Origin of the sequence: Lysinibacillus sphaericus, assembly GCF_005217585.1 — a bacterium.
Taxonomy (GTDB): Bacteria; Bacillota; Bacilli; order Bacillales_A; family Planococcaceae; genus Lysinibacillus; species Lysinibacillus sphaericus.
In genome coordinates, this window is record NZ_SZPT01000006.1 from 86,476 (window position 1) to 99,388 (window position 12,913).

Here is a 12,913-nt window from a genome sequence, read left to right on the forward strand (position 1 = left end):
CTACAATTTACCATTTGGATATGCATCCAAATACTTCTTTAGTACAATAGAAATATCCAATTTGAAGGAGTGGAATTTTAATGGCCCAAAATCTAAAAAATCTTGACCTATCGATTGAACTAGATAAAAAAATGTATAAAAAGAAATTAAAAGTACTCCAATATGAAATGTTAAATGCACAGCAATTTTTACTAAATAATAAAATCGGACTTATTCTAGTATTTGAAGGAATGGATGCTGCTGGTAAGGGAGGCGCCATTAAACGTCTTATTGAACGGGTAGACCCTAGGGGTTACGTTGTTCATCCAATTTCAGCACCACAGCCTCACGAATTACGCTATAACTACTTGCAACGTTTTTGGAGAAAATTACCTCAGCATGGTCAGATTGCCATTTTCGACCGCTCTTGGTATGGACGAGTGCTAGTAGAGCGTATCGAAGGATTTGCAAATAAGGAAGAATGGTCTCGCGCGTATGAGGAGATTAACAACTTTGAGAAGATTTTAACGGCTGGAGACTACATTGTTATAAAATTCTGGTTACATGTGTCAGATGAGGAGCAATTGAAGCGCTTTAATGAGCGTGCGCAAGATCCATATAAATCATGGAAGTTAACAGATGAGGACTGGAGAAATCGCGAAAAAACACCAGAATATATCGCAGCAGCGAATGATATGTTTGAAAAAACAGACAAGAAAAATGCGCCATGGGTTTTGGTAGCAGGAAACGATAAAAAACATGCACGTGTACAAGTGCTACAAGAAACGCTTGCACATATTGAACGCGAGGCGCAAAAGCGAGGTTTACATTTAACAAATGTTTTAGACAAGTCCCAATTAGAGGATGCAGAATCATCTAGTATGGAACTGTTAGAAATCCAATCAAAAGAACAAGTGAAAAATAAATAAATAATATGATTGATGCTGTGATAACAAGACAGGAGCTGTTTTGGTTGTAGCAGCATCTTTTTTTACATACAATGAACATGTACTGACAATTATCGGAAGGCTAGTGGAGAGAAATGGTGCTAAAAATTTGGAATTTATTAAGGAAAAAGGGTGGAAATGTGGTCTCGATTCAGGGGGAGAAATGCTACGTTCGCACATTCCAAGAAAAAGATGCACAAAGTTTAACGGGTCTTGTAAGTCGAAACAAATATTTTTGGTCTACATATGAACCGTTACAGCGACCTGAATACTATACAGTTGATGCACAGTATAAAAAAATTCAAGAAAGTTTATATTTAATGAGCTCAAAGAGAGAATTTACTTTCGGCATATATGAGCAAGGTACAAATAATTTAATAGGTCACATCGCGTTGTATGCTATCAAACGTTTACCGTATTCAAGTGCCTTTGTTGGTTATGCGATGGATGAAATCTATATAGGAAAAGGAATTGTAACAGAAGCAGTAGAATTGGTTGTACAATTTGCCTTTGAACAAATAGGGCTACATCGTGTGGAGGCGTATGTATCGACTGAAAATAACGCTTCGATTCGGGTGTTGGAGAAATCAGGATTTCAACGAGAAGGCTTATTAAGAAAATTATTGTATATCAATGGACAATGGGTAGATCATTATATGTATGCTCGCCTAGAGCCATCATCATGAATACACAACGAGTTATAATAAAGTGCAAAAAGTGTTAGATGACTGCTATCAATCTAACACTTTTTTGCTGCGCCATTGTTGTCCGCTTCGGCTGTGCTTTCCGCTCAGCACAGTAACCCACAACCCTCTGCTTGCGCGCAGAATGCCCGCGTCTTACGCTGTGTGCGTTCTGAGCAGGAGTCACCGCCTATGCTACCAACAATTAATGCTCACTTCTAATTAAAGAATGAATAGCTAAGGTTTCGTTAATTGTACTAACACCTTTGCTACATTTTCATTTTTTAGAACCTAAACTAGCAAAATCATTTAACAGCTTCAAAGGTGATGGTTTGATTTCGGTCTGTAGGATATTGCTTATAACAATAATCCGATGAAATAACGATATCTTTAAAGCCAATTTGCATTAAAAGCCTTTTAAATTCTTGAATTCCATACCATTTTAAGGTAAAAATTTCAAATTCGCTTTCGATACATTTGCCTTCTTTCCATTTATCATAACGATGGTGGGTAGTTGTCGTTTGTTCAATATAATTGATTGCAGATTGTGTTATTTGCAATGTAATCAATTCATCTTGCTTATTTGTAAACGTTCGATATTGAGAGCTACCTTCATGAAAATCTGGTTGCAAAAATATATCGACTATCAATCTTCCATTTGGTTCTAAATGATGATAAAAATTAGATAGACTAGTCATAGCTTTTTCATCATCAGTAATTAATAAAAATGTTCCAGTAGGGATAATGATTGCTTCATAAAGTTGATCTGATTGGAATGTCTCCATATTTGCTTGATAAATAGTTGCTTCTTTCTGTGCCTTTTTTAGATTGCCTCGACAGTAGTCTAACATTTCCTCGGATAAATCAAAGCCTTCAATAGCAAAACCTTGTTCAAGTAAAGGAATTAAAATACGTCCTGTTCCAACAGCTGGTTCTAATATTTTTCCTTTGACATGCTGAAGTCTGTCGCTATAATATTCGACATCACCGAATGATGTGCCGATTGGTTTATCTAGGTTATAAACTTCTGCTGAAATCGAATGATAAGTATACATATTGTCCTCCAATTATTATTTACTTTTTATAGTATTATTACATAAATTTACCTAATTATTGTGTGAAACGCAAGATATGTTCAATAAAAGGAATGTCTACTACATTATTTACAGCGATATAATTTGCGAAAGCATTAAAAAATGTGTCTATCATTCGATTATTCGATACGATAGACACATTTTTAATTATATAGAAAGCTTTTCTGCCAAAAACGATGCCTTCGGCTTTAACGTTTTATTTACTACCGTCGTCAATTAAATCAAGGCGACCAGTATTTGGATCAATAACTAAACCGTGAACAGGCACACTATCAACCATTAACGGGTGATTACGAATTGTATCGACACTTTTCTTCACGCTAGTCGCGACATCACCGAAACCGCGTAAGAAATCTTTTAAATCAATACCAGAGTACTCCATCATCTTAATGGTTTCTTCTTTAATACCTCGGTCTACCATTTGGTTAAGCATTGCATCTGGATCAACTGCGCTCATACCACAGTCATAATGCCCAACTACATACACCTCATCAGCTTGCAGTCCATAAACCGCAACGAGTAAACTACGCATTACTGCACCGAATGGGTGACTTACTAAAGCACCAGCACTTTTTACAATTTTTACATCGCCGTTTCTTAAGTTCATCGCTTTAGGTAATAGCTCTACAAGGCGAGTGTCCATACAAGATAAGACAACGATGCGCTTATCTGGGTACTTCGTTGTAATAAAAGGCTCATATTTTTTTTCTTGAACGAAATCTTCATTAAACTGTAAAATATCTTTTAACATTGTCATGAAAGTTTGCTCCCTTCCCTAATGAAATATTTTAGAGCAAAAATGTAAATATGCAAATAATAATGACAATATTCGCGCAATTTTTATGAAAAAAAAAGAAGTTTGGTAAATTATTTAGCGAATCTACTATGACATATTTATAAACGAAAAAAAACAGCTACATAAAGTAGCTGTTTTTATATGATTAATATTTTTCTTTTGGTTGTGGATCTACAGTTACAGAAGATTTGCTATCTAAACCAACTTGTAGATAGTGGATAAAGAATCCCATAGAAATTAATAGTACGGCTGAAAAGCCAAGTACAGTTGTAATGAACATTATAAAAGCTCCTCTCTACTTAAATAATCTACTATATGAACTACTCTAATTATACAATAGGTTGCTAGGAAAATGTAAGGATAATTTATGACATCCATAAGATACCTAGCCTAGAATAATAGTAATAGGACTGACTATTTACTTAAAAGGCCCAGTTGCCATTGCGGAAAATTGGTTCGATTTGACCATCAGCAGCAATGCCGTCAATATCCATATTAGCACAGCCAATCATAAAGTCAACATGCGTTAAACTTTGATTTAGACCGTGAGACAGCAAATCTTTTGCTGACATTTCTTTACCACCTTCTATACAAAAGGAATAGGCATTGCCTATAGCTAAATGATTAGAGGCATTTTCATCGAATAATGTATTGTAAAATAATAATCCGGATTGTGAGATAGGCGATTGGTGGGGAACAAGTGCTATTTCCCCAAGATACTGTGCACCTTCGTCTGTTGCAACAAGGGATGCTAATATATCTTGTCCTTGCTGTGCTTGTATATCGACAATACGACCATCTTTAAATGTTAATGTAAACTGATCGATAATATTTCCACTATAGCTTAAAGGTTTTGTACTTGAGACAAAGCCATTGACACCTGTTTTGAGTGGGGCTGTAAAAACTTCTTCTGTTGGCATATTTGCCATAAATGCATTGCCATATATATTGACACTACTGCCACCTGTCCAAATATGCTTCTTTGGTAACTCAATCGTTAAATCTGTTCCGGGAGCTTGATAGCGCAAGAACTTGAATTGTTTCTTATTTAGATAGTCGGCTTTGTTATGTAACTGTTCGTCGTGAGTTTTCCAAGCATTAACCGGTTCATCTTGATCTGTGCGTGTAGCAGCAAAGATTGCTTCCCATAATGCTTCTACTTGCTGTTCTTCTGGTAGTTGAGGGAATACTTTGGCTGCCCATTGTTTAGAAGGAGCAGCAATAACTGTCCAGCTAAATTTATCTGCTCGCATCATAGTATAGTAGTTAGCGAGTGCTTGACCTGAGGCTTTTTGGAAAGTCATAATTTTTTCATGATCGATATCCTTTAAAAGGTCTGGGCTTTGTGAAACGATGCTTAAAAAGGCAGCACCTTGTTCTGCAAGCCATTCACGCTCTTGAATTTTCCATGGAGGATAAAAATCAAATGAGTCTTTTGGAGCTTTTTCATAACGTGTGCGCACAAGTCGATCATCTGATAAATCAACAAAAACCTGTTTTGCACCATTTTCATAAGCAATTTTAGTAATTATTTCAGCTAATTTTAAGTTATCGGTCGAACAACTCACATAAAGGAATTGATTTTTCTGGATATTTACTCCTATTTTCACGGCTAATTCGGCATATCTTAGTAATTTTGTGTCAAATGATAATAACAAATTCTTAACTCCTTTCGATAAAAGACAATTTCGTGTATTATTCTTAATTCAATATAATCAAATATGGTCGAAATGTGAATAAAAAGCATTTATTTCATCGAAAAATTAGTGAAATACATTTATACTATATAATATGTTTATTTAAAATATGGAAAATAGGACGAAAATAAGTAAGTATAGAAGATTTGGAGGTTCTAAAATGGATTTATCGTCAGTAGTAGGGATAATTTTAGCGTTTATCGCACTGTTAACAGGGATGGTGTTAAAGGGTGTAAACTTAAGTGCCTTTTACAATCCAGCGGCTATTTTAATTATCATCTTCGGTACAATATCAGCTGTAACAATTGCCTTTCCTATGAAGGAACTAAAGCGGGTACCAAAGCTATTTAAAATTCTTTTTAAAGAAACAAAATTAGCAGATGATATTGAAATTATTAAGATGTTTTCACAATGGGCTGATTTAGCACGTCGTGAAGGATTGTTAGCCTTAGAAAGTAAGGCTTCAGAAATTGAAGATCCATTTTTAAAAAATGGTCTTACATTAGCAATCGATGGTCAAAACGCCGATTATATCCGTGATGTATTAACGGAAGAAGTAGAAGCGATGGAAGACCGACATACAAGTGGTGCAGCCATTTTTACACAAGCAGGTACATATGCCCCGACATTAGGGGTACTCGGTGCGGTAGTAGGGTTAATCGCAGCGTTAGCAGATATGAATGATATTGATAAGTTAGGACATGCCATATCGGCTGCATTCATGGCAACATTATTAGGTATCTTTACAGGTTACGTACTATGGCATCCATTTGCCAACAAGTTAAAACGTAAATCAGCAGTTGAAGTAAAGCAAAAACGTATGATGATTGAAGGCATTCTTTCTGTATTAGAAGGGGAAGCGCCACGTGTTATTGAACAAAAATTATCTTCTTATTTAACGATGGAAGAGCGTCGTCAAATTTCGGGTGAAAGCGGGGCGGGCGGCCTTGGCAAAGAAAGCTAAGAAAAAAAAGCATGAAGAACATGTTGATGAGTCTTGGTTAGTACCATATGCTGATATTTTAACGTTATTATTGGCGTTATTTATCGTACTTTTTGCATCTAGTTCAGTTGACCAAGAAAAATTAGATCGTATGTCGGCAGTGTTTAATCAAGTATTTGATGGTGGGACGAGCTTTTTAGAACAACCATCTCCAATGCAAACACCAAATGCAAATAATGATCAAACACCACAACAGCCACAGCAAAACTCAGCGTATTTAAAGGATCAACAGGATTTAGCTGAAATTAAAGATAGTGTCGATAATTTTATTGCAGTCAATGAGATGGAAGGTCAATTCGCAACGGAAATGACAGATGAAGGTTTACTTGTTACTATTCGCGATAGCATTTTGTTTGATCCAGGACGAGCTACTATTAAACCTGAGTATAATAAAATTGCTAGTGAACTTGCAGGCGTATTAGTGTCTGACCCAGCACGTAGTATTGTCATTACTGGTCATACAGATAACGTACCGCAAACAGGTCCTGAGTTTGCTTCAAACTGGGAATTATCGGTAATGCGAGCAGTGAACTTTTTAAAAATTTTAGTGGATAGTAATTCAAAACTTGATCCGGTTTATTTTAGTGCAAAAGGATATGGTGAATATAAAGCCATTGCACCGAATAATACGGCTGAAGGGCGCGCGAAAAATCGTCGTGTGGAAGTATTAATTCAACCACTTGTTGCTGAAGATGGCTCTGCTGCGAAAAATACGCAGTAGTCAAAAGAAAAAGCTATTAGCAAATGACTTAAAGGTCCTTGCTAATAGCTTTTTTAATGTAGAGAGGTAAGGTTATAGGGCATTGCTATTATTTGCGTAAAGAGCCCAATTCAGCAACGATAGCCTGCATTTCACTAGGGCTAAATGTGTCACGTTTCATAACCATTTCGTATAGATAGACTAAATCTTCATAATTTGCTTCATCAAAATTCTCTGATTTCATGGCATCTACATTGACCATGCGAAGCTTATCTTTCATTTGATCGACCATATAAATAACGTTTTCTTTTGACGATATAGATAAATCCATTCAATTAACCTACCTTTCATAATCCTAGCCAATATCATTTCATTGAATAAAAAAAATGTCAACACTGTAATTGGGCGTTGCTTTAAAAATAGACTGTAATTGGGTAGAATAAGGGCAGTAAGCTGTTTAATTATAAGAAAATAGGGAATAAACATTACACAAGCAGGGGGTATATAAAATATGGGACAAAGTAAATTATTAGCATCCATCGTCGTAGGTGCTGCTGTAGGTGCTGCATTAAGCATGTTTGATCGTACTACACGAGAGAAAACGGTCGCTACTACTAAAAAAATGAAGGAAGCAGTATCCTATTACGCATCGCATCGTAATGAACTGCAAGATTTAATTGAGGAAAAGGTAATCGCAGCTAAAGTACTTTGTGATAGCGTATCAGAAAATGTCAATACAATAGCTGAGAAAGTCGATGAATTTAAAGAATTACCTTCCACTATTCAAGGCATGATTAGCGATACAAAAACAGCCTTTACCTCACCAGAAAAAGAATAGGCTGTAGTTCAAGGAGGGAATTAAATGGAAAAGAAAAAGGCATCCATACGTTCTTCATTTGCGGAAGTAAAAGCATTTTTTTCGCCAAATGAAGATATGGTAGATGTGATGACATCGAAAGGCTTTATCCAAGATTTAATGCTTCGCATACAACGCGTTGAAATATCGGCGCTTGGGGCGCAACTTGCTTATTTCTTTTTGCTATCTTTCTTCCCCCTACTCATTTTCCTTGTAACGCTATTGCCGTATTTAAATTTAGAAACAACGCAAGTGTATTCGTTTTTAGTTAATTTAATGCCTGATGAAGTATACAGGTTGATTGAAAGTACATTAAATGAAGTGCTAACGAACCGTAATAGCAGCCTATTATCAATTGGGGTACTTGGAACGATTTGGTCTGCGTCAAAAGGAATCAATGCGTTATTAAGAGCTTTAAATAAAGCGTACGATACCGAAAATAGGGTGAGCTTCATAGATCGAGGGCTCTCTCTTGTATTTACTTTAGCTTTAGTAATTGTAATAGCAGTGGCACTTTTATTACCTGTTTTTGGACAGCAAATTGGTCATTTTTTATTTTCAATCGTTAGTATTGAAGATGAGTTTGAATCCCTTTGGCGCAATATTCGCTGGTCGATGCCACCGTTGCTTATTTTTGTAGTGTTGATGGCAATTTACTGGTTAGTACCGAATACGACACCTCGATTGAAATTAATGGGTGTTTGGCCAGGCGCAATGTTTTCGACGCTCGCATGGTTGCTTGTGACATATGGTTTTTCTTTCTATATTAGTAATTTTGGAAATTATTCTGCTACATATGGTAGTATTGGTGGCGTTATTATATTAATGTTGTGGCTGTATTTTACAGGGATGATTTTAATTTTTGGTGGTGTCTTAAATGCCACGATGCAAAAGAGAGCATTGCTTAAAGCGGAAGGTGCTATTAAATAATGAAAGGGTGGTCTCAGTTTGAGATCACCCTTCAGCATTTGTACATTTAACTACTGATAATTTTCGTTACGGGAGGACTTTTCTCGTGTATAGAGTTCTGCTCCTATAGCGTAAAAATCCACTACGCTTTCCGCGGGCACAGTGTAAACCGCAACCCTCGCTATCGCGCAGTCTGTTGCGTCTTACAACTCGTGCTGTTCCCGCAGGAGTCTATGTGGATTAATTCGTAAAATGCATAGTAAATTGTGTGAGTGACTGGCACTTTTTCTGCGGAAAGGGAGCGCCTGGAACGGAAATCAACGGTTTATCGACACTTTAAAAGGTGGTCTCGGTTTGAGACCACCTTTTTTATACATTTTTATTAAGCATTCGTAAGCCGTTTAAAATAACGAGAATTGTACTGCCTTCATGACCGATAACACCTAGTGGTAAATCGACAACTTGTAAAAAGTTAGAGGCAATCAATAAAACAATGATACCGATAGAGAAGAAGATATTTTGTTTCACGATTCGTTGCATTTTGCGAGAAAGACGAACCGCATAGGCAATTTTAGATAAATCATTTTTCATTAATACGACATCTGCTGTTTCTAAGGCAACATCTGTCCCTTCTCCCATTGCAATACCAGTAGTGGCTGTTGCTAATGCTGGTGCGTCATTGATACCGTCACCAACCATCCCTACGTATTTATGTTGATCGAGGAGGCGTTTCATTTCCGTCACTTTTGTTTCAGGAAGACATTCTGCCACATATTCAGTAACGCCTGCCTCTTTTGCGATCACTTTAGCCGTTTTCTCATTATCGCCAGTCAGCATAATGACATCAATTCCTAATTCTTTTAACAATGCGACAGCTTTTTTTGCTTCATCACGAACAGTATCTTTTAACGCAGCAAGTGCGACAACACCTTCTTTGTCACGTATGAAGATTACTGTTTTACCTTCAGCAGAAAGCTTTGATAATGCGTTATTTGCGAAGGTGTTAGCTTCTTCACTTCCAACAAAATCTGGTTTACCTATTAGATACTCTGTTCCATTGACAAAGCCTTTCATGCCCCAACCAGGGATATCTTCAATCGTTGCTTGTGCAAACTGAGATATGTGTTGTGCTTTAGCATAGGTAGTAATCGCTTGTGCTAATGGATGGTTTGACTGTGCTTCAATACCTGCAAGAATAGCTAATGTTTCTTCTTGATTTAAGCCATCACGTACGATGAAGTCTGTAACGACTGGTTTACCTTGTGTTAAAGTTCCTGTTTTATCGACCGCTAATGCACGTAACGCACTTAAATGTTCGAGGTGTAAGCCACCTTTAAATAGTATCCCGTTTTTCGCGCCATTCGAAATAGCTGCTAATGTGGCAGGCATAATGGATGCAACTAGTGCACATGGAGATGCCACTACTAAAAGTACCATTGCTCGATAAAACGTAGTCGTCCAGTCCCAACCGATTAAAAAGTGAGGAAGGAACATCATAAGTGCAACAGATAGTAACACTAATTTTACATAAGTACCTTCAAATTTTTCGATAAATTGCTGTGAAGGTGATTTTTCACTTTGAGCATTTTGCACAAGCATAATAATTTTTTGGAATAATGTTTCGGAATTCGGTTTTGTCATTTCCATAGTAATCGCGCCATTTAAATTAACTGTCCCTGCAAATACTTCGTCACCTTCAAATTTGGCAATCGGTAATGGCTCACCACTAATAGCAGATTCATCGATAGAAGACTGTCCTTTAAAGATAATACCGTCCGCTGGGACACGTTCACCAGGTTTAATCAGTAAATGGTCTCCAATTTTTAGTGTTGAGACAGCGACTTTCATCGGTTCAAAACCGCCACGTACTAACCAAGCTTCCTCAGGTTGTAAATTCATGAGAGCAGAAATTTCACGATGACTTTTGTTCATTGCATATGTTTCTAAAGCGCCACTGACAGCAAAGATAAAAATAAGGATGGCTCCCTCTGTCCAATAGCCAATCGCTGCTGAGCCGATCGCAGCTAAAATCATTAGTAACTCTACATTTAATTTTTTTTCTTTTATTGTTTCTTCGATGCCTTCTTTTGCTTTTGCAAATCCTCCAACACAAAAAGCAACAATATATAAAAGAACTGAAGCCGTTGTTTGATCATTTGTATCTAAACGCCATGCAAGCAAAATAAATAAACCAGCCATGATAGCAGCAATTAGTTCTGCATGCACTTTGATATTCTCAATTAAACCAACATTTTCTCGATTAGAGTACTCCATCTAAATCCCCCCTGATAATGAAAATCAATATCAAAAACCTTATAAATTAAAGAAAAACAAGCGTTTCTGTAGTTGATAACCACTTTCATTCAAGTCCTTCTTAATTTAGAATTATTATAACAAAGCTGTTTGGAAAAAGAAAGGAATAAATTTAAAATAGAATAAAAAGTCCTTTGAAATATTTGGTTTAGAGGAGTTGCAAATCAATATACTGATAAAATAGTGAGCTTGTTCAAGAAAAAAGAGGGGTTTATATAGCGAAGAAAAAGACACAGTATATTCACTAGGAATATTCTGTGCCTTTATATTTTGTGTTCGTTAAAGGTAAATCTTTTCGTTAAAAATATGCTATTGGCTTAGAAAACTCTTTCTGCATGTAGGGCAAGTTTTTCTAGAGAAGATTTATCTACATCAGCGTGAAGCGAGTTACCGTGAGAGTCCATTGTTACTACAGCTGTGAACCCTTCAACGTTTAAATGCCACATAGCTTCTGGAATACCGAATTCCATTAAGTCTACACCATCTACACCTTTAATGCAGTCTGCGTAGTATTGAGCAGCACCACCGATTGCATTTAAGTAAACCCCACCGTGTTCACCTAAAGCAGCAAGTGTTTTTGGACCCATACCGCCTTTACCAATTACAGCACGGATACCAAATTTTTTCATGATATCGCCTTGATATGGCTCCTCACGGATAGAAGTAGTTGGGCCAGCAGCTTTCACTGTCCAGTTACCTTCTTCATCTTTAGCCATTACAGGGCCACAGTGATAAATAACTTGTCCGTTCAGATCAACTGGTGCATCATGACTCATTAAGTGATGGTGAATTGCATCGCGACCAGTGTACATACGACCAGTAATAGATACAACGTCACCTACTTTAAGTGAACGAATTTGTTCTTCTGTAATAGGTGCAGTTAGTTCTACAACATTTGTAGAAGTCTCTTCTGTTGTTGCAGCAACTTCATCTTTAAATGTAATTTTTTCGCCTTCTTGATAGTGCCAGTTAATGATTTCGCCAGTTTCTGGATTAATATCAACTGCCATACGACGGTAAGCCCAGCAGTTATAGGCTACTGATACGTAGAATGATGCAGGAATACGGTGCATAACGCCAATTTTACAACCAAGTAAAGTTGCTTCACCGCCGAAGCCCATTGTTCCAATACCGAAAGTGTTAGCAGTTTTTACAACATATTCTTCTAATTTTGCAAGATCAGGATTTGCATTCGTATCTTCCACATGACGGAATAATTGCTCTTTTGCTAAATCATAACCAGAAGAGCGGTCGCCACCGATACCTACGCCGATGAAGCCTGCAGAACAGCCTTGACCTTGAGCTTGATATACAGAGTGTAGAATACATTTACGGATACCGTCTAAGTCACGACCAGCACGACCAAGACCTTCTAACTCACATGGTAAGCTGTATTGGATGTTTTTATTTTCACAGCCGCCACCTTTAAGAATTAATTTAATCGTAATATAGTCTTTTTCCCATTGCTCGAATTTCATAACTGGTAGTCCATCACCAAGGTTGTTGCCACTGTTTGCGCCAGTTAAAGAATCAACAGCATTTGGACGTAATTTTGCATCGGCTGTTGTATCGTTAATTGCTTTTTTGATTGCTTCTTTAATCTCTAATTGGTTTACACCTACAGGAGTGTAGATTTTAAATGTTGGTAGACCAGTATCTTGGCAGATTGGTGATACATTGTCTTCTGCCATAATAATATTATTAGAGATTGTTTCCAAACTCATTGCTGCACGAGTGCCTGCATTTTCAGCTTCTTTCGCTTTTTTAATGGCACGACGTACGTCTTTTGGTAAGTTTGTTGACGTTTCTGTAATTAAATCATATAGACTTTTCTCCAAAGTTTGAAGATTCATTTTGGTATTGCCCCCCATAGAAAATTTAATTATTTCCACGAACCATTATACTCTTTTCCACTAATGAAAAAAAGAGTGCATGT

At 36.9% G+C, this 12,913-nt stretch carries 13 protein-coding genes; 6 read left to right on the forward strand and 7 right to left on the reverse strand.

Annotation, left to right across the window (positions count from 1 at the left end; translation table 11 throughout):
- The first annotated feature begins 80 nt into the window (after window positions 1-80).
- On the forward strand, window positions 81-908 hold the full coding sequence (locus FC748_RS18895) for a polyphosphate kinase 2 family protein (protein WP_108031117.1): 828 nt from the start codon (window positions 81-83) through the stop codon (window positions 906-908).
- Window positions 909-1,021: 113 nt separating this feature from the next.
- Window positions 1,022-1,612 carry a GNAT family N-acetyltransferase gene (locus tag FC748_RS18900; protein WP_051147783.1) on the forward strand — a complete coding sequence of 197 codons (591 nt, stop codon included), beginning with the start codon at window positions 1,022-1,024 and terminating at the stop codon, window positions 1,610-1,612.
- A 302-nt stretch (window positions 1,613-1,914) separates the two neighbouring features.
- On the opposite strand, the gene FC748_RS18905 is transcribed toward FC748_RS18900, so the two are convergent.
- The 4 genes from FC748_RS18905 to FC748_RS18915 form a co-directional block, all read right to left on the reverse strand.
- Window positions 1,915-2,664, reverse strand: coding sequence for a class I SAM-dependent methyltransferase (locus FC748_RS18905; RefSeq protein ID WP_024364526.1), 750 nt, complete (start codon window positions 2,662-2,664; stop codon window positions 1,915-1,917).
- Between the two features lie 235 nt (window positions 2,665-2,899).
- Entirely contained in the window at window positions 2,900-3,460 is a 561-nt protein-coding gene (locus tag FC748_RS18910; RefSeq protein ID WP_024364527.1) for a beta-class carbonic anhydrase, read from the reverse strand.
- A gap of 184 nt (window positions 3,461-3,644) precedes the next feature.
- The gene (locus FC748_RS22500) at window positions 3,645-3,779 is read right to left on the reverse strand and encodes a hypothetical protein (protein ID WP_255313775.1); all 135 of its coding nucleotides are present in this window, start codon (window positions 3,777-3,779) and stop codon (window positions 3,645-3,647) included.
- Window positions 3,780-3,921: 142 nt separating this feature from the next.
- Window positions 3,922-5,157: an aminopeptidase gene (locus tag FC748_RS18915; RefSeq protein WP_108031116.1), complete on the reverse strand. Its 1,236-nt coding sequence runs from the start codon at window positions 5,155-5,157 to the stop codon at window positions 3,922-3,924.
- A gap of 199 nt (window positions 5,158-5,356) precedes the next feature.
- Between FC748_RS18915 and motA the strand changes: the two genes are divergently transcribed.
- Window positions 5,357-6,160 carry a flagellar motor stator protein MotA gene (motA, locus tag FC748_RS18920; RefSeq protein ID WP_024364529.1) on the forward strand — a complete coding sequence of 268 codons (804 nt, stop codon included), beginning with the start codon at window positions 5,357-5,359 and terminating at the stop codon, window positions 6,158-6,160.
- Complete coding sequence (gene motB / locus FC748_RS18925; RefSeq protein ID WP_024364530.1) at window positions 6,144-6,920, forward strand: flagellar motor protein MotB; 777 nt, start codon at window positions 6,144-6,146, stop codon at window positions 6,918-6,920. Before motA ends, motB begins: the two co-directional genes overlap by 17 nt.
- Before the next feature lie 88 nt (window positions 6,921-7,008).
- Here the strand turns inward: motB and FC748_RS18930 are convergent, their stop codons facing one another.
- Window positions 7,009-7,230 carry a DUF1128 domain-containing protein gene (locus FC748_RS18930; protein WP_024364531.1) on the reverse strand — a complete coding sequence of 74 codons (222 nt, stop codon included), beginning with the start codon at window positions 7,228-7,230 and terminating at the stop codon, window positions 7,009-7,011.
- A 180-nt stretch (window positions 7,231-7,410) separates the two neighbouring features.
- On the opposite strand from FC748_RS18930, the gene FC748_RS18935 reads away from it, so the two are divergent.
- Together FC748_RS18935 and FC748_RS18940 are read left to right on the forward strand one after the other, a co-directional pair.
- Complete coding sequence (locus FC748_RS18935) at window positions 7,411-7,737, forward strand: YtxH domain-containing protein (protein ID WP_024364532.1); 327 nt, start codon at window positions 7,411-7,413, stop codon at window positions 7,735-7,737.
- 24 nt (window positions 7,738-7,761) lie between these two features.
- On the forward strand, window positions 7,762-8,685 hold the full coding sequence (locus FC748_RS18940; protein WP_024364533.1) for a YihY/virulence factor BrkB family protein: 924 nt from the start codon (window positions 7,762-7,764) through the stop codon (window positions 8,683-8,685).
- Window positions 8,686-9,033: 348 nt separating this feature from the next.
- Here the strand turns inward: FC748_RS18940 and FC748_RS18945 are convergent, their stop codons facing one another.
- Window positions 9,034-10,938: a heavy metal translocating P-type ATPase gene (locus tag FC748_RS18945; protein ID WP_108031115.1), complete on the reverse strand. Its 1,905-nt coding sequence runs from the start codon at window positions 10,936-10,938 to the stop codon at window positions 9,034-9,036.
- A 356-nt stretch (window positions 10,939-11,294) separates the two neighbouring features.
- The gene (locus tag FC748_RS18950; protein WP_024364535.1) at window positions 11,295-12,830 is read right to left on the reverse strand and encodes a fumarate hydratase; all 1,536 of its coding nucleotides are present in this window, start codon (window positions 12,828-12,830) and stop codon (window positions 11,295-11,297) included.
- Between the last annotated feature and the right edge of the window lie 83 nt (window positions 12,831-12,913).

Excerpts from the sequence above, each read along its gene's own strand:
- FC748_RS18900 (WP_051147783.1), top strand. The coding sequence starts at position 1,022 with ATGGTGCTAAAAATTTGGAATTTATTAAGGAAAAAGGGTGGAAATGTG.
- FC748_RS18895 (WP_108031117.1), top strand. The coding sequence starts at position 81 with ATGGCCCAAAATCTAAAAAATCTTGACCTATCGATTGAACTAGATAAA.
- FC748_RS18945 (WP_108031115.1), bottom strand. The coding sequence starts at position 10,938 with ATGGAGTACTCTAATCGAGAAAATGTTGGTTTAATTGAGAATATCAAA.
- FC748_RS18940 (WP_024364533.1), top strand. The coding sequence starts at position 7,762 with ATGGAAAAGAAAAAGGCATCCATACGTTCTTCATTTGCGGAAGTAAAA.
- FC748_RS18930 (WP_024364531.1), bottom strand. The coding sequence starts at position 7,230 with ATGGATTTATCTATATCGTCAAAAGAAAACGTTATTTATATGGTCGAT.
- FC748_RS18935 (WP_024364532.1), top strand. The coding sequence starts at position 7,411 with ATGGGACAAAGTAAATTATTAGCATCCATCGTCGTAGGTGCTGCTGTA.
- FC748_RS22500 (WP_255313775.1), bottom strand. The coding sequence starts at position 3,779 with ATGTTCATTACAACTGTACTTGGCTTTTCAGCCGTACTATTAATTTCT.
- FC748_RS18910 (WP_024364527.1), bottom strand. The coding sequence starts at position 3,460 with ATGACAATGTTAAAAGATATTTTACAGTTTAATGAAGATTTCGTTCAA.
- FC748_RS18905 (WP_024364526.1), bottom strand. The coding sequence starts at position 2,664 with ATGTATACTTATCATTCGATTTCAGCAGAAGTTTATAACCTAGATAAA.
- FC748_RS18950 (WP_024364535.1), bottom strand. The coding sequence starts at position 12,830 with ATGAATCTTCAAACTTTGGAGAAAAGTCTATATGATTTAATTACAGAA.
- motA (WP_024364529.1), top strand. The coding sequence starts at position 5,357 with ATGGATTTATCGTCAGTAGTAGGGATAATTTTAGCGTTTATCGCACTG.